The organism is Ralstonia psammae (genome assembly GCF_958405935.1).
Lineage (GTDB): Bacteria > Pseudomonadota > Gammaproteobacteria > Burkholderiales > Burkholderiaceae > Ralstonia > Ralstonia psammae.
Window position 1 is genome coordinate 50281 of sequence record NZ_CATZBU010000015.1, and the last position, 21375, is coordinate 71655.

Sequence of the window (21375 nt, forward strand, 5' to 3'; positions counted from 1 at the left end):
GCGGAGAAATGAGACGGAAAAGACCCTTGCCTTTTCTCAGCTCCCAAGCGTCGGCTTGACCCGCCGTACGCCCGCCCCCGCGTGGCGCCGAAATAAGAATCCCGGAAAGTCACCACTATATCTAGTGTGTTACCCCGGGATTAGCCCTAAGTATAGTGGATCGATCAAACAAGACCAGTCTTGACAGATGGCGACGAAGGGGGGGTTTCTCAATCCAAATGCAGTGCCGCAAACCCGCCATCCCAGGCGGCACAACGGGTCGGCGGGGCTGGCGTGCGGCGTCGCAATGACCCTTCTTCCAGAATAATTCTTTCTATCGACGTCGCAAGCTCAATAGACGTCACCTCATCTACGGTGGGGGCAAGTGTGCAGCGCACTGCACCGGTGCAGGCATGCTGCGGCCGATGCCTTCCTCGACATTCCACTCGCTCAAGAAATCCGAATAGCGGCATCAGCATTCTTGCCTCGGCTGTCACTTGAGCGACAGGCCCCAACCCTACGCTTCGGTCGCATTGCAGGGAGCGCAATCACAGCGGCGGGACACCGAGCGCCGCACACAACGACCGAGGAAATCGACATGGCTTGGAATCAACCTGCCCGCGGCCTGCTGAGGGCCACGCTAAGCACAACCGTGGCCGCTGCGCTGGCGGCCACATTGACCGCATGCGGCGGTAGCGACAGCAGCCCCATCGCCAACCAGGGCAACACGGACGCACCGTCCTCCAACGCCAGCAAGAAGGTGCTGGTGGTGGGCGTGGACGGCGCCACCTACGCGCAGGTGCAGAGCGCGCTCTTGCAGCGCAGCTTGCCGAACCTCGGCACGCTGGCGGTGATGCCGGCTTCCACCGGGGGGACGCTGGGCACGACCACCGCCCAGCCGCCGCTGGATACGCCAAGCTGGGCCACCGTGCTGACCGGCACCTGGCAGAACCGCCATAGCGTGACGGACGATACCGTCACCACCCTGGCCGCCCCAAGTGTCTTCAGCTACGCGCGCAACGCCGCCAAGGCAGCCGGCAGCACGCAACGCTTGGGCGCCGCCGTCAGCTCGGCCGTGCTGCCCGCCCTGCTCAAGGCGGATCAGCAAGCCGGCAATCTCGACACGCTCGTCGACTGCGCCCAGGTAGACACCTGCGTCACGCAGAACAGCGTGAAGCTCGTGCAGTCGGGCTATGACGTCGTCTTCGCGCAATACACCGCGCCCGCAGCAGCCGCGCTGGCCTCAGGCCTGCAAAGCGATGCGTACGCCGTTGCGCTGACCAACGTCGACCAGGCGCTGGGCACGCTGCAGGCGGCCATCGCCCAGCGCCGCACCGCCAACCCGAACGAAGACTGGCTCGTGGTCGTGACCACCAGCCACGGCCTGGACGCCACGGGCGCCACCACGTCAGCACCGACGCTGGAAAACCGCACCGCCTTCATCGCGCTGAACAAGACCGTCAATCCGTTGCTCGGCAAGAACGGCATGGCCGCGCCTACGTCGGAAGCCACGCTGGCCGCCCTGCCAAGCGAAGCCGACATCGTGCCGACCGTGCTGGCGCAATTGAACGCCGCCGTGCCGGCTACCGCCCACAAGTTGGACGGCGCGGCGCTCACCGCCAGCGCGATCGGCGTGCGCAACCTGCAGAGCACGGTGGGCGCGTACAGCGCATCGCTGGTGCTGAACTGGCAGAACCCGACCACCGCCAGCGGCCCGATCAACGTGCTGCGCGACGGCAAGCAGGTCGCCACGCTGCCCGCCACGGCCACGCAGTACACCGACAGCAACATCGCCGCCGCAAGCGGCATCTACCGCTTCAACTACACGCTGGTGCGCAACAACGTGCCGGTCTCGATGCTCGCGCAGATCAGCTACGTTGCACCGACGCCGCTGGCGACCTCGCTCACCAACGGTCTGGCCGCGTACTACAGCTTCGATCCGCTGCCCCCGACCGACCGCAAGGCCAATTCGACCATCGGCCCGTGGGTGGTCGGCACCGACGGCGGCTCGGCCGTGACGGACCCGTTTGGCGGCACGGCCCTCTCGGTCGATTCGCGCATCGACGCCTACAAGCTCACGCAGAACGGCGCCGACATCGCGCAGAGCCCGCAATTCACCATCGGCTTCTGGTTCAAGTCGGATTGCACGCAGGGCAACGGCACGGGCGAGCCGATCCTGTCCAACAAGGACTACACCTCCGGCGCAAATGCGGGCATCGCCTTCGGCCTGTTCGGCGGCTGCGAGGTGCGCTTCAACCTGGGCAGCGGCGGCAAGCGCGACGACATCCAGGGCATGAAGTTCAGCGCCAACCAGTGGGCCTATCTCGCGCTGTCGGTCGACACGCAGGGCAAGCGCTTCAGCGCTTACATCCTCGACCCGGTGCTGGGCGTGCAGAAGGTGGAAGACAAGGCCATCGCCAATACCGACGTCACGAAGCTCAACGGCCTGGCCACCAAGGTCTGGGGCCTGAACGACGACGCCACACACAACTACGTGCCCAACAACCCGGGCTCGCTCAAGGGCGTAATGGCCTACGACGACCTGGCCATGTGGACGCGCCGCCTGACGCTGGACGAACTCAAGACGATCAACGGCTCGCATCAGCCGCTGTCGTCGCTGACCCCCTGACTCCCTCCCCCACCCCGAACGAGACCGCTCATGAAGCCTTTTATCCATCCTCTGGCGCGGCCGCACCGGCTGGCCGCGGTGCTGCTGTGCGCCGCCACCTTGTCGCTGTCGGCCTGCGGCGGCGATTCGAACGACGGCACGCCGGGCACCGGCACCAGCCCCGGTACCACCCAGCCGGATCAACCCGGCCAACCGCCGGCCAACAAGCCGAACCTGCACTGCGCTCCGTAACGCGCGGCTTCCCATCGACTTGCGTTTGAGACCGACATGACTTCCAACACAAACAACGGCAGCCGCCGCAACTTCCTCAAGATGGCCAGCACGGGCGCAATTTCGGCCGCCGCCCTGGCCGCCTTTCCGCCGTCGATCCGCCGCGCGCTGGCGATTCCCGCCAACAACGCCACCGGCACGATGCGCGATGTTGAACACGTGGTGATCCTGATGCAGGAGAACCGCTCGTTCGACAACTACTTCGGCACGCTGCAAGGTGTGCGCGGCTTTGGCGACCGCTTCCCCATCCCGCTGGCCGGCGGCCTGAACGTCTGGCAGCAGACCTACACCAGCGGCGGCACGTCGCGCACGGTACTGCCGTATTACCTCGACAGCAGCGCCGGCAACGCGCAGCGCGTCTCCGGCACGCCGCACAGCTACCCCGATGCGCAGCAAGCGTGGGACCTGGGCCGCATGAGCAAGTGGCCGACCTACAAGCAGACGCAGTCAATGGGCTACTACAAGCAGGCCGAGCTGGACTTTCAGTTCGCGCTGGCCAACGCTTTCACGCTGTGCGATGCGTACCATTGCGGCTTCCACGGCGGCACCAATACCAACCGCCTGTTCCACTGGACGGGCACGAACGACCCGACCGGCGCTGCGGGCGGCCCGGTCATCGACAACAGCGGCGACCACCTCGACGCCGGCGTCACCTACAACTGGACGACCTACCCCGAGCGCCTGCAAACAGCCGGCGTGTCGTGGAAGGTGTACCAGAACATGCCGGACAACTTCACCGACAACCCGCTCGCCGGCTTCAAGGCCTACCGCGACGCCAACGCCGCTCGCGGCAACCTCGCGGACGGCAGCCCGTTCCCGCCGTACACGCCGGCCGACGAAACCATCAGCCCGCTGATCAAGGGCGTGGGCAACACCATGCCCGACGGCGGTTTCCTGCAGGCCCTGAAGGACGACATCGCCGCCGGACAATTGCCGCAGGTGTCGTGGATCGTCGCACCGGCCACGTACTCCGAGCACCCCGGCCCGTCCAGCCCCGTGCAGGGCGCGTGGTACACGCAGGAAGTGCTCAACGCGCTCACCGCCAACCCGGCGGTGTGGAGCAAGACCGTGCTGTTCATCAACTTCGATGAGAACGACGGCTTTTTCGACCACGTGCCGCCGCCCGCCGCCCCCGCGTATGACAACGGCGTGCTGGCCGGCAAATCGACGGTCAGCACCGCCGGCGAATATCACACCGACAAGAACCCGTACGGCCCCGGCCCGCGCGTGCCGATGTACATCGTCTCGCCGTGGAGCCGCGGCGGCTGGGTCAACTCGCAGGCGTTCGATCACACCTCGGTGCTGCGCTTCCTGGAGCTGCGCTTCAACGTCAAGGAGACGAACATCAGCGCGTACCGCCGCGCCGTGCTGGGCGACCTGACCAGCGCTTTCAACTTCGTCAACCCGAACAACGAAACGCTGCCCACGCTGCCCAGCCGCGACAAGGCGACGGCCGACTCCATCCGCACTGCGCAAGGGTTGAAGCCACAGGTGCCGCTGCCCTCGGTGACGGCGCAGCAACTGCCCATGCAGGCGACCGGCACGCGTCCCTCGCGCGCCCTGCCGTACGAGCTTCACGTGAGCGCCCGCGAAGATGCCACCAACCGCGCGTTGCGCCTGATCTTCAGCAACACCGGCACAGCCGCTGCCGTCTTCCACGTGTACGACCGCCTGCATCTGGACCGCGTGCCGCGCCGCTATGCGGTGGAGCCCGGCAAGATGCTCGACGACACGTGGGACGTGTTCGCCGCCGACAAGGGCAAGTACGATCTGTGGGTGCTCGGCCCCAACGGCTTCCATCGCGCCTTCTCGGGCGATGTGAGCGCCGTGTCGGCTGCGGGTTCGAGCGCACCGGAAATCCGCGTGTGCTACGACGTGGCCAACGCCGAGGTCTACGTGACGATGATGAACACCGGCACCGCCGGCTGCACCTTCACCGTCAAACCCAATGCCTACCGCACCGACGGCCCGTGGACGTTCGACATTCCCGCCGGCAAGCAACTCGACCAGCACTGGCCGATCGCCCGCCAGGGCAACTGGTACGACTTGACGGTGACGGTGCCGCAAGGTGGCTTCACGCGGCGCTTTGCCGGCCGGATGGAAACCGGCAAGGACGGCGTGTCCGACCCCGCCATGGGAACCTAAGGCCGTGAACTAGAAAGACAGACAGGAAGGAGAACGCGGGCGGTCTTCACAACGGGCCGCCCGTTTCCATTTCAGAGCGCGGGCTGGTACGGAAACAACGCCGCGTTGAATCCGCCGAGCGCACGCAGATGTGCCCAGTCGAAGCATGGCCCGGGATCGGTCTTGCGGCCCGGCGCGATGTCCGAGTGGCCGGCAATCGCCGCAATCGGATACGCCGCGCAGATCGCCCGCACGAGCGACGCCGTAGTGGCGTACTGCTCGGGCGTGAACGGCAGATCATCGGTGCCCTCGATTTCGATGCCAACCGAGAAATCGTTGCAGCGCGTTCGGCCGAAAAAGTCCGACGCACCGGCATGCCAGGCGCGCGCCCCGCAAGGCGCGAACTGCACGCACTCCCCCGTACGGCGGATGAAGAAATGCGCCGACACGCGCACGCCGCGCAACTGATCGAAGTACGGATGCGCGTCGCAGTCGAGCGTGTTGGTGAAGAAGTCGAGCACGTGGTTGGTGCCGAAATCGGCTGCGGCCTGCGCAGGCGGCAGGCTGATGTTGTGCAGCACGATCAGGTCGATCGGCATGCCGTCGGGCCGCGCGTCGATATTCGGCGACGGATGTCTGCGCCCGCCATCCACCCATCCGTCCGCGCCGATATGCAACCTTTCAGGCATCACCGTTCAGCCCATTTCCGGCCGGCTCGCCCACGCCCCCGGGTGGCGCTTCAACGTCCCGCGGGTCACGAATGCCCAGTTGCTGCATGCGGTAGCGCAACTGGCGGAACGACAACCCGAGCAGCTTGGCCGCTGCCGTACGGTTGAAGCCAGTCTGGTCCAGCGCGGCAAGGATCACGTTGCGCTCGACCGACTCCAGATACGCCGGCAGATCGATCGGCAGTGCGACGCTCGGCAACACCGGCTCCGCCGGCTGCGCAACGGGTGCCGGCTCGGGCGGCGCCATCGGCTGCGGCATCCCGATCGGGCTGGGCACGGGCGCCGGCATGTAGACGGCATCGGGCCAGCTGGTCATCGGCGACGGCGCCATCGGATGATTGCCTGCTGCGGCAGCGTGCGCCTCGCGCGTGCGGTGGAACAGCGGCGAGCGCTCGATCTCGGCGCCCAGTGCGCCCAGATCATCCACGTCGATCGACTCGCCTTCCGCAAACGCGTACGCCCGCTCCAGCAGGTTCTCCAGCTCGCGCACGTTGCCCGGGAACGGGTAGGCGCACAGTTGCTGCAGCGCCGGGCGCGTCAAGCGCTTGGGGCGGGGATCACCGTAGCGGCTGGCGAGCTGTTCGAGCAGCACGCCGGCCAGCACGGGCACGTCTTCGGCGCGCTCGCGCAGCGTGGGCATGCGCAGTTCCAGCACGTTCAGGCGGTAGAACAAGTCTTCGCGGAACCGGCCCGCGGCCACCAGGCGCGCCAGGTTCTGGTGGCTCGCGCACACAACACGCACGTCGACGGGGTCTTCGCGGCTCTCGCCGATCTTGCGCACGCGGCGCTCCTGCAACGCACGCAGCAATTTCACCTGCATCGTGAGCGGCAGGTCGGCCACCTCATCGAGCATGAGCGTGCCGCCGTTGGCCGCCTGGAAGAAGCCCTGGCGATCGCTGTCGGCGCCGGTAAAAGCGCCCTTCACGTAGCCAAAAAACTCGGCTTCCATCAGGTTCTCGGGAATCGCGCCACAGTTGACCGCCACGAACGGCCGCGATGCACGCGCAGACAGCGCATGCACGGCGCGCGCCGCTCGCTCCTTGCCGCTGCCGGACTCCCCGCTGATCACCACCGGCGCCATGCTGCGCGCCAGGCGCATCAGCGAGCGGCGCACTTCCTGCATCGCGGCGGAATGGCCGGGCAGCAGGTCGTTGGTGCGTTCAGCCAAATCGGCATTACCGGGATCGGGATCGCGCTGCTGGCGCCCGAGCGCGTTGAGCACGAGGCTGCGCAACTGGTCGAGCGAGAGCGGCTTGGCGATGTAATCGAACGCACCGGCCTTGAGTGCTTCGACCGCGTTCTCGGCGCTGCCATAGGCGGTGATGACGGCCACCGGAGTGCGGTCGGCCGTGGCCGAGAGCTGGCGCACGAGTTCAATGCCCAGGCCATCGCCCAGGCGCATGTCGGTCAGCACGAGTGCAAAGCGCTGACGGGAGAGTGCCTCGCGCGCCTCGGCCAGCCCGCTGGCGAGCACGACGTCGTGTCCCATGCGGCGCAGGGAAATTTCCAGCAGCTCGCGCAGGTCGGCTTCGTCATCGACGACGAGAATGGGTTCGCGAACGATGGCGGCTTTGGACATGGATCAGCTGAAGATCGGCAGAAATTCGCGGCCAGCGGATCAATCCGCTACGGCCAAGGCAGGTTGGTCAAACATCAGGGTGATGACGAAGGCGCGGCGCGGCAACGTGTCGCGCGCCTCCATGGTCAACGCTCCGGTGCGATCCAGCAAGGATTCCAGTGCGATGGCGCCGTAACGGATCTGCGCATCGTTGGCGCTACACAACTCGCGCGCCATGTAGAGGCCCAGGCCAGTGCCTTGGGCGTCATTCGTGAAGAACGGCTCGAACAGGCTGCGCTGCTGCTCGGTGGGCACTTCCGGGCCGTCGTTCCAGATCACCAGTTCGGCGTGGGTATCGTCCAGCGCGTAGGCCGCCAGCTGGATCGAACCCGGCACGCGGCGGCAATAGCGCAACGCGTTGTCGAGCATGTTGCCCACCACCTGCTGCAACTGGGCCGGGTCGAATAGCACGGGCTTGTCCAGGTCGACCGCCACGCGCACGAGGTTCGGGTTGATCGCGGTTGCTTCGCCTGCGCGGCGTAGGGCCTCGGCACGCCAGCGCTCGACGACCTCCGGCAGCACCTGTGCAAGCTGCACGCGCACGCGTTCGCCACGCGGGCGGCGCGAGAGCATCAGCACGTCGGCGACCACCTGGTCGAGCCGGCGCACGTTGTCACGGATGATGCGCAGCAGGCGCGTCTCCACGCCAGTGCTCTCCGGGCGCACGTGTGCGCTGCCATCATGGCCGTCGCCCGGATCGTCCAACAGTTCAGCGGCCTGGCTGATCGCGGCCAGCGGGTTGCGGATCTGGTGCGCGACGCTGGCCACCAGCCGCCCCATCGAGGCCAGCTTTTCCTGCTGCGCCTGCTCCGCCACGCGCTCCCAGCTTTCCACGTGGACCAGCACGGTGTCATGCAACTCGTGACGCAGAAACGCTTCGTCGTCCACCGACCAGCCCTGCGTGATGGCCTCGGACGATGGAATGCGCGGACGCATCTCACCGCCCTCGCCCAGCAGGCCCAGGCCGATCGAGCTGACAAGGCTATCCATGTAGACGCTGCGCAGGTTGGCCAGGCTCGGCAGGATGAAGCGCAGGCGCAGGCGGGCGCTCAACATGGCGCGGCCGGTGCGGCCACCCGAGGCGATGGGCAGCAGGTCGAGGATGCGCGGTGCATCGTCGTCACCGCTGCCATCGGTGGGACGGCTCTTGCGGCGCAGCCAGTGGCGCAGCGTTTCGAGCAGCGGGCGCAGGTGCGGCAGGTCTTTCAAGTCAAACAACATCGCACCGCTGCCGACAAACGCGCTCTGCGGCACGCCCAACAGCATGGCTGCGGCCGGGTTGGCGGCAACGACGCGGCCGTCGGCACGCACCAGCATCACGCCGTCCTGCATGTCGTAGACCATCAGGCGGTTGACGAGCTGTTGCAGGCGCAGCTCGCGCTCGCGGGCCATCGTCAAACGTTCCTGCGCGATCTGGCGGTGCGACAGGCCGTACATCATCGACGCGGCCATCATGTAGACCAGGCCGTACAGACCGGCGGATGCCAGCCCCGGCGCAATCACTCCGTCGCTCAGCATCTGCAGAAACGGATCGGCCAGCACCACGATCGACGCCACTGCCGCCGTGAACAGCGCAAACAGCAGGCTGGTGAGCGCACCGGCGGCCAGCACCGGCATCAGCAACACCATCGCCACGCTCGCCGACAGGCGCGACAGCGTGGCATACGCCAGCCCCAGGAACAGCAGATCGAGCACCACATCCAGCCGCACGCGGAATTGGAATCGCGTGCGCCACCAGCCGGCCGCCGCCAGGATCAACAGGGCCATCGCCAGATAAGGCAGCGTCACGCTGAGCAGCGCGTCGGTATTGGGCAGGCCGACTGCCTCGTTGTGCTCGCGCGGCACCATCACGAAGAGCAACAGCACCAGCGCCACCGCTGCGCGACTGAAGGCGAAATAGCGCAGCAGGCGCCACTGGAACTCCGGCGGATCGGGCTCGAGCCAGACTGATCGGAGCGCGCGCAAGGCGTTCAGGCGCGAGAGCAGGTTACGCGCGGCACCCGGCGCAGCGGGCGTCATGTGTTGCCTCGGTCAGCATGCTCGGGACAGCGATAGCGGCCGCCGGGCAGCGCGATCATGCCGGTGCGCGGCGCATGTACGCCACACACGGCACATTGCTCGATGGGCTGGGAAGCCTGGGGCTCAGGCGTGCGCTTGCCCGAACCCTGTCCACGTGAGGCGGCCTGGCCCTGCCCCGAAGCGCGGGACGAACGCGTCCCCAGGCGGCTCAACCACCACCAGCCGGCGAGCAGCATCAGGATCAGCAAGACAGGACGGGACATGGAGAACAGACAGGGACAAGTAACGGCGCAGGCGCCAGGAACGCGCTAGGCGCGATGCAGGATGACTTCGAGTACGAAGCGGCTGCCCACATACGCCAGCAGCAGGATCGCAAAGGCCGCCATCACCCAGCGCAGTGCCACTCGTCCGCGCCAGCCGCGAAAACGCCGACCGATCAGGATGCCGCCGAACATCGCCCACGACAGCACCGCAAAGATGTTCTTGTGATCGAAATGGAAGGCGCTGTGGAACAGTTGTTCGGAGAACAGCACGCCCGATGCGATCGTCAGCGTCAAGAGCACGAAGCCCGCGCCGATCAGGCGGAACAGCAGCTTCTCCAGCGTGAGCAACGGCGGCAGCAGATCCAGCCAGCGACTGAACCAGCTTGCCTCGGTGGGGCGGTTGATGGTGTGCAGGCGGCGCTCCGCAGCCAGCATGAGGATCGCGTGGAACGCCGCCAGCGTGAACAGCCCGTAGGCGACATTGGCAATGGCGAAGTGCAGCTTGAACAGCGGGCTGGCCGCATAGCCGAGAATTTGCGTGCCCGGGAAGGCCACCGGCAACAGGCTGCCGGCCAGCGCCACCGGCATCACGAGCAGCCCAAGGCCGGCCAGCGAGAAGAAGAGGCTTTCGATCCAGAAAATGCCCACGCCCAGCCACAGCATGGCCGACAGCGCATAGGCAAAGCCGAACACCATGGCACCGGCAGGGAAAATCGTCTCGTGCAGCAGGAACCCGTGCGCGATCAAGGCGGCCAGCAAACCCCAGCGCCACCAGGCCGGGACGGTATCGGCGCCGCCCGGAGGCGGCGGAACGAGCACCGTGGCACCCGGCGACTGACCACCTGCCGCCATGGCTCCCGCCGGTGCCTGGGCACCCAGACCACCGCGTCGCGCCCACGCTACCGAAGCGAGGATGCCGTAGAGAAGCGCCGTCAGCGCATACAGTACAATTGCCATTTACACAGTTTACCGCAGCGCACCCCAGTTTTGGCTGGGGCCCGCCCCCCGCCGAAAGCCTTGACGGGCGGCAACGCAACATGCGCGCATTAAGCACATTCCTTGCCGGTGCAAGCCAAACGCGCGCCGGCCTCATCTTCATCCCGTCCCCAATTCCGGATCCCTGTCACTGTCATGCTGGATAACCTGACCCAACGGCTTGCGCGCGTGGTCAAGACCATGCGCGGCGAAGCGCGCCTGACCGAAGCCAATACCGCCGAGATGCTGCGCGAAGTCCGCCTGGCACTGCTCGAAGCCGACGTGGCGCTGCCGGTCGTGCGCGAGTTCATTGCCCGCGTCAAGGAAAAGGCGCTCGGCGAAGACGTCATCACCAGCCTCTCGCCGGGCCAGGCGCTGGTTGGCATCGTGCAGCGCGAGCTGACGGCCATCATCGGCGGCCAGGAAGCGCTGGAAGGCGTCGGCAGCAACATCATGGGCGGCCGCGCGGCGGAGTTGAACCTCAACGTCACGCCGCCCGCGATCATCCTGATGGCCGGTCTGCAAGGCGCGGGTAAGACCACCACGGTCGGCAAGCTCGCGAAGTGGCTCAAAGAGAACAAGAAGAAGAAGGTGCTGACGGTGTCGTGCGACGTGTATCGCCCCGCCGCCATCGCGCAGTTGAAGACCGTTTCCGAACAGGTCGGCGCAGATTTCTTCCCCTCGCAGCCCGACCAGAAGCCGGTGGACATTGCCGCCGCCGCACTCGACTGGGCCAAGAAGCACTACCACGACGTGCTGATCGTCGACACGGCCGGCCGCCTCGGTATCGACGAGGCGATGATGCAAGAGATCGCTGCGCTGCACGCCAGGCTCAAGCCGGCCGAAACGCTGTTCGTGGTCGACGCGATGCTCGGCCAGGATGCCGTCAACACCGCCAAGGCCTTCAACGACACCCTGCCGCTGACCGGCGTGGTGCTGACCAAGCTCGACGGCGATGCGCGCGGTGGCGCGGCGCTGTCGGTGCGTCACATCACGGGCAAGCCGATCAAGTTCGTCGGTGTGGCGGAAAAGCTCGACGGGCTGGAGCCGTTCTACCCCGACCGCATGGCCCAGCGCATTCTGGGCATGGGCGACATCCTCGCGCTGGTGGAGGAAGCCCAGCGCGGTGTCGACATGGAAGAGGCGCAGAAGCTTGCCGCCAAGATCAAGAAGACCGGCGGCTTCGACCTCGAAGACTTCAAGGCGCAGATCGGCCAGATGAAGAAGATGGGCGGCCTGGGCGGTCTGATGGACAAGCTGCCTGCGCAATTCGCGCAACAGGCGCAGGGTGCCAACATGGACCAGGCCGAAAAGCAGGTGCGGCGCATGGAAGGCATCATCAACAGCATGACGGCAGCCGAGCGTGCCAAGCCCGAACTCATCAAGGCGAGCCGCAAGCGCCGCATTGCTGCTGGTGCGGGCGTGCAGGTGCAGGAAGTCAACCGTCTGCTCAACCAATTCGAGCAGATGCAATCCATGATGAAGAAGCTCAAAGGCGGCGGCATGATGAAGATGATGCGCGCCATGGGCGGCATGAAAGGCGGCATGAAAGGCTTGCTCGGCCGATAACGGACGCATGGCCCCGCGGCGCGGCCCGGTCTTGGCCTTGCGATGCTGACCGTACACGCGTACGGTTGCGCTTCTCAGGCCAGCTTCGAGCCGCTCGCGACGGACCCCTGAGCCCCTTATAGGCACCCGATCAATCCCTGCCTTCCCCAACCGTTTACTAGACTGACACGATGCTGAGCGCAGAACAGGCCCGCGAACTCTGGGCCAACTCCGAAGAAATCGTCAGCGAAGACGCCGTGCGCGGCTCGCTGGACCGCATGGCCGAACAGATCACCGAGAAGATCGGCGACACCTTCCCGATGGTGCTGTCCGTGATGGGCGGCGCGGCCGTCTTTACCGGCATGCTGCTGCCCAAGCTGGCCTTCCCGCTGGAGTTCGACTACATCCACCTCTCGCGCTACAACAACAAGACGGTGGGCGGCGAGATGCAGTGGCGCGTGGCGCCGCGCGAGTCGGTCAAGGGCCGCACGGTGCTGGTGCTCGACGACATCCTCGACGAAGGCGAAACGATGGCCGCCATCCGCTCGCGCATCATCGACATGGGGGCCGCCGAGTTCTACTCCGCCGTGCTGTGCGAGAAGACGCTCACCAAGTCCAAACCGCTGTATCCAGACTTCTGCGGCTTCAGCGTGCCGGACCGCTACGTGTTTGGCTGTGGCATGGACGCCAAGGGCTACTGGCGCAACCTGCCGGCCATCCGCGCGCTCAAGAACACCTGAGGCGGCACCGCTGCAAACAAGAAGGGCGACCTATCAGTCGCCCTTTTTTGTTGCCCGCGCATGGTTTCAGAGTTGATGCGCGAACGTGCGGATGCCCTTGAGCAGCATCTCCACCGAGATCGCCACCAGGATCAGCCCCATCAGCCGCTCGAACGCCATCACCGTGCGCTCACCCACGAGACGCTGGATGTGCGTGGCGCTCAGCAGCACCACGGCGCACACGGCCATCGTCGCACATAGCGAGCCGACCCACGTCCACATGCGCCCAGGCGCCTGCGATACCAGCAGCATCACCGTGGCCATGGCCGACGGCCCCGCGACGGCGGGAATCGCCAGCGGCACGATGAAGGGCTCGCCGGCAGGCTGCGACTCGGCAGCACCCTCACGTGGAAAGATCATCCGCAGCGCGATCAGGAACAACACGATGCCACCCGCAATCTGTAGCGACATGTCGGTCAGGCTCATCATGCGCAGAAAGCTCTCGCCGAAGAACATGAAGACGAGCAGCAGCACGAACGCAATGCCGACCTCGCGCAGCACGACGCGGTTGCGACGCTCGGGCGCCACCGGCCGCAGCGCCGAGATGAAGATGGGAATGTTGCCGAGCGGATCGGTGATCAGCACCAGCAGGACGGTCGCGGAGAGGAATGTGTATTCCATCGCCTAACGTCGATCAGGCGCCGCGACGATAGGGGCGTTCACGCAGCCATTTGGTGGCGATCCACTTCTCGCCGCGCTCGACCGGCAGACCGGCATGCAGCGTGTCTTCGTCCAGCGTGCCATCGGGGCGCTTGTAGACGAAGAAGACGGCGTTGCCCTTGACCGGGGCCACCTCCAGCCCGAGCTTCGGAAAGCCCGTCGCGCCGCCAGCCTGCACGCTGTTCAGGTAGATGACCATGGTGGCCACGCGCTGGCCGCCGACTTCGAGCTGACGCGCCTCGCCGCTGCGGCCCGGATTGAAGAAATCGAAGTGCGGCTGGTATTCGCCGCCGGGCTGGTAGTTCAGCACCTGGAAGCCTTCGCCGTGTTCAACCGGCACGCCCACGGCCTGCGCGATGCGCGCTTCGATCTTGGCGATCAACGGATGCTCGCCCACCTGGAACATCCCCCCCTGGCTGGTGCGGGCCGAGATCAGATTCTCCTCGCCGGTATCGGGGTTCACCACGGGTGAACGCTTGAGGCGGTTGCGCCCGATCGCGATCAGCTCGTCACACTCCTGGTCCGACAGAAAGTGTTGGAACAGCACGATGCGCGGCGTTTCGATTGCAAACAGGATGGGGATGTCGCCATCGGCGGTATGCACCGCATTGCTGTTTTCGACCGCCTGATCGGCGACGGGTGTGGGCGCGGGCGCCACGATCGGGGCAGGAGCGCGGGCGGTCAGCGCCTCATCGACGACACGGCGCGCGAAGGCGCGGTCGTAACCGGATTGCACCATCGAAGCCACCAGTGATTCGGCCTCGAAACCTTCGGTCACGTGACGCTGCAGCCAGTCGCGCAGCGCGTCAGACATCGTCGCGTACGGTTGGGTGGTGGACATGCGGGATGGAGATGCGGGCGAGCGAGAGATGGCGCTATTGTAGGCCGACCGCTCGCCGACGGAAGATCACGAACCGCCAGCCGGACCGCCAGCAATACGCAGCGGCGAGAACGGATTGCGCGCCGGCACTTCCGGCAATGCCTTGGCACGCGGAGTGGGCACGGCGGGCTCGGCCGGAACGGGCGCCGACACCGTCATCGCGCTCGACTCCTGATACTGCCAGCGCTTCCAGGCCGCCAGCACGGCATTCGGATATTGCGGCTGGCCCCGGCTGCCGTTGTAGCGCCCCAATGCCAGATAAAGATTGCCGCCTTCCATGTCGAGGTAATGACGCAGGATCGTGCAGCCATAGCGCAGGTTGCTCTGCAGATGAAAGAGCTTGCGCGCGTCGTTGTCGCCAATGCTACGCGTCCAGAACGGCATCACCTGCATCAGGCCCATCGCACCCGCACTGCTGATGGCGTACTTGCGAAAGCCGCTTTCCACCTGGATGAGCCCGAGCACCAGCGCCGGGTCCAGGCCTGCGCGCTTGGCTTCGTAATACGCCGTCTCGATCAGTTCGACACGTACCGACGCCTGCGGAATCTTGCTCGACATGCGCACCGACATCTCCGCCAGCCAGCGCAGGTAGCCGAGTTGCTCGTCATTGCTGGCAAACACGGGGCGCAGCGGGCGGCTGTCGGCCACCGCGGCAGACAGCGCGCTGCGCACGGAGTCCGCCAGATATTCCTCTTTCTGGGCGCCAGCCCAGGCTGCCTGCGTGCCCGCGAGCAACGTCCCAGCGCACAACGCAGTGGCGATCAGGCGGGCGGAAAACAAGCGGCGCATGCGGGTCGGGACGGTTGTCGGGTTATTGCGCGAGACGCGCCTTCAGCGTAGCGAGCACGTCGGCCGGCGCCACCGCGGTGGCGGCTTCGTCGCGGCGACCCTGGAATTCCAGCTTGCCTTCCTTCAGGCCGCGGTCGCCCACCACCACACGGAACGGCACGCCGATCAGTTCCCAGTCAGCGAACATCGCGCCGGGGCGCTCGCCGCGGTCGTCCAGCATCACGTCGATGCCGGCGGCAACCAGTTCGGCGTGCAGGCGGTCGGCTTCCTCGCGCACGGCGTCGGAGCGGTCGTAGCCCACCGGGCAGATCACCACCTGGAACGGCGCGATGGACGCCGGCCAGATAATCCCGCGTGCATCGTAATTCTGCTCGATGGCCGCACCCAGGATCCGCGTGATGCCGATGCCGTAGCAACCCATCACCATCGGCTGCGTCTTGCCGTTTTCATCGAGGAACGTCGCGTTCATCGCCTCGGAGTAGCGCGTGCCCAGCATGAAGACGTGACCGACTTCGATGCCGCGGCAGATCGCCAGCGTGCCCTTGCCGTCCGGCGAAGCGTCGCCTGCCACCACGTTGCGCAGGTCGTAGACCTCGGGCTCGGGCAGATCGCGACCCCAGTTGGCCCCAGTGTAGTGGTAATCCTCTTCATTGGCGCCGACCACGAAATCGCTCATCGCCGCCGCCGTGCGATCGGCCACCACCTTGACCGGCAGCTTCGTGCCGATCGGGCCGAGATAGCCCGGGCGCGTACCGAACGCGCGCAGGATTTCGCCTTCGGTGGCAAAGCGGAAGTCCGCCAGGCCGGGAACCTTTGATGCCTTGACCTCGTTGAGCTCATGATCGCCGCGCAGCAGCAGCAGCCAGATCTGGGGCTCGCCGCCCTCCACTTCCGTGGCCAGCACGATGGATTTGATCGTGCGCTGCAACGCAATGCCCAGTTGCTCGGCCACGGCCTCGCACTTGGCGCGGCCCGGCGTGTGCGTCTTGGTGAGTGCCTCCGTGGCTGCGCCACGCGGTGCGGCCGGGGCCACGGCTTCGGCGGCCTCAATGTTGGCGGCGTAGTCCGAATCCGGGCAATAGATGATGGCGTCTTCGCCCGTCTCGGCAATCACGTGGAATTCGTGCGATCCGGACCCGCCAATCGCGCCGTTATCCGCCGCCACGGCCCGGAACTCCAAGCCGAAGCGTTGGAAGATGCGCGAGTAGGCGTCGTACATCTTCTGGTACGACACCTTCAGGCCTTCGGCGTCGCGGTCGAAGGAGTACGCGTCTTTCATCGTGAATTCGCGGCCGCGCATGATGCCGAAACGCGGGCGGCGCTCGTCACGGAACTTGGTCTGGATCTGGTAGAAATTGACCGGCAGTTGCTTGTACGAGCGGATTTCGGTGCGGGCAATGTCGGTCACCACCTCCTCCGACGTCGGCTGCATGACGAAGTCGCGCTCGTGGCGATCCTTGAAGCGCAGCAGTTCGTCGCCCATCTTGTCCCAGCGACCGGTCTCTTGCCACAGCTCGCCCGGCTGCACCACCGGCATCAGCACCTCCACCGCGCCGGCGGCATTCATTTCCTCACGCACGATCTGCTCAACCTTGCGGATCACACGCAGCCCCACGGGCATATACGTATAGAGGCCCGCGCCAAGCTTCTTGATCATGCCGGCACGCATCATCAACTTGTGAGAGACGATCTCCGCGTCAGCGGGCGCTTCCTTGAGCGTGGAAATGAAGAATTGGGACGCTTTCATGCGACTGACAATAAGGGATGACGCGGCCAACCAAAGCCGCGAGAACAAGGGCAAAAGCCACCGGAATCAGGAGATGAGACGAGGCGTCGGGCGCACATTCGCGCAGTCGACACCCCTCCCCCAGGAGGCGCGAGTGAGCGGCAACATTCGGCTTCTGTGACAGCCGAGCGACGGGCCGCTCTATAATCGGCGTAATTCTAAAGTATTCGAGGTGCAGTCATGCTCGATCGTGAAGGCTTCCGCCCGAACGTCGGCATCATCCTCATCAACGCAAGAAACGAGGTGTTCTGGGGCAAGCGCATTGGCGAGCACTCCTGGCAGTTTCCACAAGGCGGCATCAAATACGGCGAAACGCCCGAACAAGCGATGTTCCGCGAACTGCACGAAGAAGTCGGCCTGTTGCCAGAACACGTCCGGATCGTCGGTCGCACGCGCGACTGGCTGCGGTATGAGGTGCCGGACAAGTTCATCCGCCGCGAGATACGCGGTCACTATCGGGGCCAGAAACAGATCTGGTTCCTCCTGCGCATGGTCGGTCGCGACTGCGACATCCAACTGCGCGCCACCGAGCATCCGGAATTCGATGCGTGGCGGTGGAGCCAGTACTGGGTACCGCTCGAGGCCGTCATCGAGTTCAAGCGCGAGGTGTATCAGCTGGCGCTGTCGGAGCTTTCGCGCTTCGTGCAGCGGCAGACGCGCGCGCCGCTCTCGCCTTACGGGCGCGGTGTGCAGCACCGTGAGCGCGATGGACGTGATGGGCGTGATAACCGTGAACGTTCCGGCAGCCAGGGCGGCCGGAACGAACAGTACGCCCAGCCGACCCTGACGGTCACCACCACGACGGTCATCGTCGAAACGGTGAGTGTATCGGCGCCAGACCCCTCCCCTCCCAACCCTGACGACACGGCCCCTAAGGACAATTCGTGAATCTGATGACGACGACACGTGGAGCGCGCCGCGCTCTCGTGCCGCTCGCGCTGGCGGCTGCGCTGGCGTTGACGGCATGTGGCCATAACCGCACCGGCGACCTCGAAGACAGGCTGTTGATGGACCCGTTCATCGACAAGCCCTTCAAGGAAGAAGCCGTCACTTTCCCGGCCCCGCCGGTCGACCGTGATGCCGTGCCGTTCGATGTGGGCGGCCGCAATGAATCGCCGCTGCGCTTTGCCATCGATCCGAAATCGGTGTCGATCGGCAAGGACAACGTGGTGCGCTACACCGTGCTGATCACCAGCAAAACAGGCGCACGCAACATCAACTACGAAGGCCTGCGCTGCGACACGGCCGAGCGACGCATCTATGCCACGCTGCGCAACGATACCAACCAGTGGATCGGCAACCGCGCGGTCGATATGAACGAAACCGCGAATACCGAGTCCGCCAGCATGAACGCCTACAAGCCCGCCACGGATTGGCAGCGTGTCGGCAATGGCGGTCCGACGGACTATGCGTCAGCGCTGATGCGCTCGTACTTCTGCGACGTGCGCTCAGTGGCCGGAGATGGGAAGGCTTCTACGCTGGTGCGGCGGCTGAAGGACAGTGGGCGGTATTTCGGGCCGTAAAGCCTGGGGGTTTTGATTGGGCCTTGGTGGTCCAGTTTCCTTTCGCTCCCTGCCGGGGCCGAAAGGGAGAGCGAACCACCAATCCCCCAACTCAGAGCAACACAAGATTGTCCCGGTGCACCAACTCCGCAGCGCTCACGTACCCCAGCACCGCCTCGATCTCCGAAGACGATTTCCGCGCAATCAACCGCGCCTCGGCCGACGAATAGTTCGTCAGCCCGCGGGCGACCTCCAGCCCCGCCGCGTCCACGCAAGAAATGACCTCGCCGCGCGCGAACTCGCCCTGCACTTCCGTCACGCCAATCGGCAGCAACGACTTGCCACCGGCAGTGAGTTTCTCCACCGCACCGGCATCGAGCACCACGCGACCACGCAACTGCAGATGGTCGATCATCCACTGCTTGCGCGCCGCCATCCGCCCGGTCGGCGCGCGGAGTTGCGTGCCGATGGCCTCGCCGCTTGCCAGCCGCGCAAGCACATCAGCCTCGCGCCCGGAAGCAATGATGGTGTGCGCGCCCGATTTGGCCGCGCGCTTGGCCGCCAGAATCTTCGTCAGCATGCCGCCCTTGCCGATGCTCGAACCGGCGCCGCCGGCCATCTGCTCGAGGTCGGGCGTGCCGGCTTGCGCCTCGTCGACGAAGCGGGCACCCGGGTCCTTGCGCGGGTCAGCCGTGTACAGGCCACGCTGGTCTGTCAGGATGATCAGCGCATCGCCTTCGATCAGGTTGGTGACAAGCGCGCCGAGCGTGTCGTTGTCTCCGAACTTGATTTCGTCGGTGACGACCGTGTCGTTCTCGTTGATGATCGGCACGACACCGAGGCTCAGCAGCGTGAGCAGCGTAGAACGTGCGTTGAGGTAGCGCTCGCGGTCAGCCAAATCGCCATGCGTGAGTAGCACCTGCGCCGTGCGGATGCTGTGCCGCGCGAACTCGGATTCGTACACCTGCGCCAGCCCCATCTGCCCGACGGCAGCAGCGGCCTGCAGCTCATGGATTTCCTTCGGACGCTTAGCCCAGCCCAACCGCTGCATGCCCTCGGCGATAGCGCCAGAGCTCACCAACACGACTTCCTTGCCCGCCGCCCGTAACGCCGCGATCTGCGCGGCCCAGCGCGCAATGGCGGCCTGGTCGAGGCCACGGCCATCGTTGGTAACCAGGCTGGAACCGACCTTGACGACAAGGCGGCGCGCATCGGCAATCAGCGAATGCAGGGCCATGGTGGGCGTGTCTCCGAAGGATGTTTGTTGTGGTTAGGCTTGATCGTCGTGGTCGACGTTGTGCAGTGTCGGGTCCAGACGCTGGTCGGGCGCGGCCGCTGCGGCGTCCTCTTCGGCGCGCAGCTCGTCGAGGTATTCCTGGATCGCGTGGACAAGCACCTGCGTGCCATCGTGCGTCAACGCAGAAATGCGGTGCACCGGGCCCTTCCACTTGAAGCGCTTCACAAAGTCCTTCACGCGCGCTTCACGTTCGTCCTCGGGCACCATATCGAGCTTGTTGAGCACGAGCCAGCGCGGCTTATCGAACAGTTCAGCGTCGTATTTCTTCAGCTCGCCAACAATCGCTTTGGCTTCGGCCACCGGGTCGACGCTCTCGTCGAACGGGGCGAGATCCACCACGTGCAGCAGCACGCGCGTGCGCTGCAGATGCCGCAAGAACTGGTGGCCCAAACCGGCGCCTTCCGCCGCGCCTTCGATCAGGCCGGGAATGTCCGCCACCACGAACGACTTCGATGGGCCTGTCCGCACGACACCCAGGTTCGGGTGCAGCGTCGTGAACGGGTAGTCGGCAATCTTCGGGCGCGCGTTGGAAATGGCGGTGATCAGCGTTGACTTTCCGGCGTTCGGCATGCCGAGCAGACCTACGTCCGCCAACACCTTCAACTCGAGACGCAGGTTACGGCGCTCACCGGCCTTGCCGTCGGTCTTCTGGCGCGGTGCGCGGTTGGTGCTCGACTTGAAGTGGATGTTGCCCCACCCGCCCTCGCCGCCCTGCGCCAGGCACAGGCGCTGGCCGTCGATCGTCAGGTCGGCAATCAGCTCTTCCGTGTCGGCATCGTAGATGGCAGTGCCCACAGGCATGCGCAGGGTGATGTCGTCGCCAGCGGCGCCGTAGCAGTCGGCTCCACGGCCGTTTTCACCGTTGCGCGCGAGATGCTTCTTGGCGAAGCGGTAGTCGATCAGGGTGTTGATGTTGCGGTCAGCCACCGCCCACACGCTGCCGCCACGTCCGCCGTCGCCGCCGTCGGGTCCGCCGAACGGGACGAATTTCTCGCGGCGCATCGAGGCGCTGCCGTTGCCGCCGTCACCAGCGATCACTTCAATCCGGGCTTCGTCGATGAACTTCATGGAGGTCTCCGCCCGTGCGGGGTGCGCACGGCAGGTATAAAAAATAAATCGGCGCCACTCGCGCCATCGCTAACAGAACGCGCCTGGAAACATGCGCCAAACAGCAGCGTACCGCCCAGGATCAGGGTCGCGTTTTGTTAGCGGCCAGAAACGAAAAAGCCCCGCACGGGTGCGGGGCCTTTCTACTACAAGGCTGAATCAGGCCGCCGGAACAACGTCGACGAACTGCTTCTTGCCTTCGCCACGGTTGGCGAACTTCACGTGGCCATCGACCAGCGCGAAGAGGGTGTGGTCCTTGCCCATGCCCACGTTCACGCCAGCGTGCGTGCGGGTGCCGCGTTGACGGACAATGATGCCACCAGCGTTGATGGCTTGACCACCGTACACCTTCACGCCCAGGCGCTTCGACTCGGAATCGCGGCCGTTCCGTGTGGAACCGCCGCCTTTTTTCTGTGCCATGA

19 protein-coding genes are annotated in these 21375 nt (G+C 65.6%); 7 read left to right on the top strand and 12 right to left on the bottom strand.

Features of this window, described 5'->3' with window-relative positions:
• The first annotated feature begins 577 nt into the window (after window positions 1-577).
• The 3 genes from R2N16_RS22190 to R2N16_RS22200 are packed head-to-tail and all read left to right on the top strand — an operon-like array spanning window position 578 to window position 5023.
• The gene (locus R2N16_RS22190; protein WP_316668640.1) at window positions 578-2608 is read left to right on the top strand and encodes a LamG-like jellyroll fold domain-containing protein; all 2031 of its coding nucleotides are present in this window, start codon (window positions 578-580) and stop codon (window positions 2606-2608) included.
• A 30-nt stretch (window positions 2609-2638) separates the two neighbouring features.
• Window positions 2639-2839, top strand: coding sequence for a hypothetical protein (locus R2N16_RS22195; RefSeq protein ID WP_316668642.1), 201 nt, complete (start codon window positions 2639-2641; stop codon window positions 2837-2839).
• Window positions 2840-2875: 36 nt separating this feature from the next.
• Window positions 2876-5023: a phosphocholine-specific phospholipase C gene (locus tag R2N16_RS22200; protein ID WP_316668644.1), complete on the top strand. Its 2148-nt coding sequence runs from the start codon at window positions 2876-2878 to the stop codon at window positions 5021-5023.
• Between the two features lie 71 nt (window positions 5024-5094).
• Here R2N16_RS22200 and ampD read toward each other — a convergent pair whose 3' ends face one another.
• The 5 genes from ampD to R2N16_RS22225 are packed head-to-tail and all read right to left on the bottom strand — an operon-like array spanning window position 5095 to window position 10587.
• Window positions 5095-5691: a 1,6-anhydro-N-acetylmuramyl-L-alanine amidase AmpD gene (ampD, locus tag R2N16_RS22205; protein WP_316668646.1), complete on the bottom strand. Its 597-nt coding sequence runs from the start codon at window positions 5689-5691 to the stop codon at window positions 5095-5097.
• Window positions 5684-7309 carry a sigma-54-dependent transcriptional regulator gene (locus R2N16_RS22210; protein WP_316668650.1) on the bottom strand — a complete coding sequence of 542 codons (1626 nt, stop codon included), beginning with the start codon at window positions 7307-7309 and terminating at the stop codon, window positions 5684-5686. Before R2N16_RS22210 ends, ampD begins: the two co-directional genes overlap by 8 nt.
• 39 nt (window positions 7310-7348) lie before the next feature.
• The gene (locus R2N16_RS22215) at window positions 7349-9367 is read right to left on the bottom strand and encodes an ATP-binding protein (protein ID WP_316668652.1); all 2019 of its coding nucleotides are present in this window, start codon (window positions 9365-9367) and stop codon (window positions 7349-7351) included.
• Window positions 9364-9630: a hypothetical protein gene (locus R2N16_RS22220; protein ID WP_316668654.1), complete on the bottom strand. Its 267-nt coding sequence runs from the start codon at window positions 9628-9630 to the stop codon at window positions 9364-9366. Before R2N16_RS22220 ends, R2N16_RS22215 begins: the two co-directional genes overlap by 4 nt.
• A 45-nt stretch (window positions 9631-9675) precedes the next feature.
• Window positions 9676-10587 (bottom strand): cytochrome C assembly family protein, encoded by a 912-nt coding sequence (locus R2N16_RS22225; RefSeq protein WP_316668656.1) that lies wholly within the window; start codon window positions 10585-10587, stop codon window positions 9676-9678.
• A 174-nt stretch (window positions 10588-10761) separates the two neighbouring features.
• Between R2N16_RS22225 and ffh the strand changes: the two genes are divergently transcribed.
• Both ffh and R2N16_RS22235 read left to right on the top strand, forming a co-directional pair.
• Window positions 10762-12174 carry a signal recognition particle protein gene (ffh, locus tag R2N16_RS22230; RefSeq protein ID WP_316668659.1) on the top strand — a complete coding sequence of 471 codons (1413 nt, stop codon included), beginning with the start codon at window positions 10762-10764 and terminating at the stop codon, window positions 12172-12174.
• Window positions 12175-12344: 170 nt separating this feature from the next.
• On the top strand, window positions 12345-12893 hold the full coding sequence (locus R2N16_RS22235; protein WP_316668661.1) for a hypoxanthine-guanine phosphoribosyltransferase: 549 nt from the start codon (window positions 12345-12347) through the stop codon (window positions 12891-12893).
• 66 nt (window positions 12894-12959) lie between these two features.
• Here the strand turns inward: R2N16_RS22235 and R2N16_RS22240 are convergent, their stop codons facing one another.
• From R2N16_RS22240 to R2N16_RS22255, 4 genes are all read right to left on the bottom strand, one after another.
• The gene (locus tag R2N16_RS22240) at window positions 12960-13553 is read right to left on the bottom strand and encodes a MarC family protein (protein WP_316668663.1); all 594 of its coding nucleotides are present in this window, start codon (window positions 13551-13553) and stop codon (window positions 12960-12962) included.
• A gap of 13 nt (window positions 13554-13566) precedes the next feature.
• Complete coding sequence (locus R2N16_RS22245) at window positions 13567-14433, bottom strand: 2OG-Fe(II) oxygenase (RefSeq protein ID WP_316668665.1); 867 nt, start codon at window positions 14431-14433, stop codon at window positions 13567-13569.
• Between the two features lie 66 nt (window positions 14434-14499).
• Window positions 14500-15261 (bottom strand): lytic transglycosylase domain-containing protein, encoded by a 762-nt coding sequence (locus R2N16_RS22250; RefSeq protein ID WP_316668667.1) that lies wholly within the window; start codon window positions 15259-15261, stop codon window positions 14500-14502.
• Window positions 15262-15283: 22 nt separating this feature from the next.
• On the bottom strand, window positions 15284-17008 hold the full coding sequence (locus tag R2N16_RS22255; RefSeq protein WP_316668669.1) for a proline--tRNA ligase: 1725 nt from the start codon (window positions 17006-17008) through the stop codon (window positions 15284-15286).
• Window positions 17009-17227: 219 nt separating this feature from the next.
• Between R2N16_RS22255 and R2N16_RS22260 the strand changes: the two genes are divergently transcribed.
• Complete coding sequence (locus R2N16_RS22260; RefSeq protein WP_316668671.1) at window positions 17228-17935, top strand: RNA pyrophosphohydrolase; 708 nt, start codon at window positions 17228-17230, stop codon at window positions 17933-17935.
• A gap of 5 nt (window positions 17936-17940) precedes the next feature.
• The gene (locus R2N16_RS22265) at window positions 17941-18570 is read left to right on the top strand and encodes a CNP1-like family protein (RefSeq protein WP_316668673.1); all 630 of its coding nucleotides are present in this window, start codon (window positions 17941-17943) and stop codon (window positions 18568-18570) included.
• A 91-nt stretch (window positions 18571-18661) separates the two neighbouring features.
• Here the strand turns inward: R2N16_RS22265 and proB are convergent, their stop codons facing one another.
• From proB to rpmA, 3 genes are all read right to left on the bottom strand, one after another.
• Window positions 18662-19786, bottom strand: a complete 1125-nt coding sequence (gene proB / locus R2N16_RS22270) for a glutamate 5-kinase (protein ID WP_175537137.1) — start codon at window positions 19784-19786, stop codon at window positions 18662-18664.
• A gap of 33 nt (window positions 19787-19819) precedes the next feature.
• On the bottom strand, window positions 19820-20914 hold the full coding sequence (obgE, locus tag R2N16_RS22275; protein ID WP_316668678.1) for a GTPase ObgE: 1095 nt from the start codon (window positions 20912-20914) through the stop codon (window positions 19820-19822).
• Window positions 20915-21112: 198 nt separating this feature from the next.
• Entirely contained in the window at window positions 21113-21373 is a 261-nt protein-coding gene (gene rpmA, locus R2N16_RS22280; RefSeq protein WP_004633021.1) for a 50S ribosomal protein L27, read from the bottom strand.
• Window positions 21374-21375 lie beyond the last annotated feature (2 nt).

Excerpts from the sequence above, each read along its gene's own strand:
- R2N16_RS22200 (WP_316668644.1), top strand. The coding sequence starts at position 2,876 with ATGACTTCCAACACAAACAACGGCAGCCGCCGCAACTTCCTCAAGATG.
- R2N16_RS22260 (WP_316668671.1), top strand. The coding sequence starts at position 17,228 with ATGCTCGATCGTGAAGGCTTCCGCCCGAACGTCGGCATCATCCTCATC.
- R2N16_RS22255 (WP_316668669.1), bottom strand. The coding sequence starts at position 17,008 with ATGAAAGCGTCCCAATTCTTCATTTCCACGCTCAAGGAAGCGCCCGCT.
- ffh (WP_316668659.1), top strand. The coding sequence starts at position 10,762 with ATGCTGGATAACCTGACCCAACGGCTTGCGCGCGTGGTCAAGACCATG.
- rpmA (WP_004633021.1), bottom strand. The coding sequence starts at position 21,373 with ATGGCACAGAAAAAAGGCGGCGGTTCCACACGGAACGGCCGCGATTCC.
- R2N16_RS22240 (WP_316668663.1), bottom strand. The coding sequence starts at position 13,553 with ATGGAATACACATTCCTCTCCGCGACCGTCCTGCTGGTGCTGATCACC.
- R2N16_RS22235 (WP_316668661.1), top strand. The coding sequence starts at position 12,345 with ATGCTGAGCGCAGAACAGGCCCGCGAACTCTGGGCCAACTCCGAAGAA.
- R2N16_RS22265 (WP_316668673.1), top strand. The coding sequence starts at position 17,941 with ATGACGACGACACGTGGAGCGCGCCGCGCTCTCGTGCCGCTCGCGCTG.
- R2N16_RS22225 (WP_316668656.1), bottom strand. The coding sequence starts at position 10,587 with ATGGCAATTGTACTGTATGCGCTGACGGCGCTTCTCTACGGCATCCTC.
- ampD (WP_316668646.1), bottom strand. The coding sequence starts at position 5,691 with ATGCCTGAAAGGTTGCATATCGGCGCGGACGGATGGGTGGATGGCGGG.
- R2N16_RS22215 (WP_316668652.1), bottom strand. The coding sequence starts at position 9,367 with ATGACGCCCGCTGCGCCGGGTGCCGCGCGTAACCTGCTCTCGCGCCTG.
- R2N16_RS22250 (WP_316668667.1), bottom strand. The coding sequence starts at position 15,261 with ATGCGCCGCTTGTTTTCCGCCCGCCTGATCGCCACTGCGTTGTGCGCT.
- R2N16_RS22190 (WP_316668640.1), top strand. The coding sequence starts at position 578 with ATGGCTTGGAATCAACCTGCCCGCGGCCTGCTGAGGGCCACGCTAAGC.
- obgE (WP_316668678.1), bottom strand. The coding sequence starts at position 20,914 with ATGAAGTTCATCGACGAAGCCCGGATTGAAGTGATCGCTGGTGACGGC.
- R2N16_RS22245 (WP_316668665.1), bottom strand. The coding sequence starts at position 14,433 with ATGTCCACCACCCAACCGTACGCGACGATGTCTGACGCGCTGCGCGAC.
- R2N16_RS22195 (WP_316668642.1), top strand. The coding sequence starts at position 2,639 with ATGAAGCCTTTTATCCATCCTCTGGCGCGGCCGCACCGGCTGGCCGCG.
- R2N16_RS22220 (WP_316668654.1), bottom strand. The coding sequence starts at position 9,630 with ATGTCCCGTCCTGTCTTGCTGATCCTGATGCTGCTCGCCGGCTGGTGG.
- R2N16_RS22210 (WP_316668650.1), bottom strand. The coding sequence starts at position 7,309 with ATGTCCAAAGCCGCCATCGTTCGCGAACCCATTCTCGTCGTCGATGAC.
- proB (WP_175537137.1), bottom strand. The coding sequence starts at position 19,786 with ATGGCCCTGCATTCGCTGATTGCCGATGCGCGCCGCCTTGTCGTCAAG.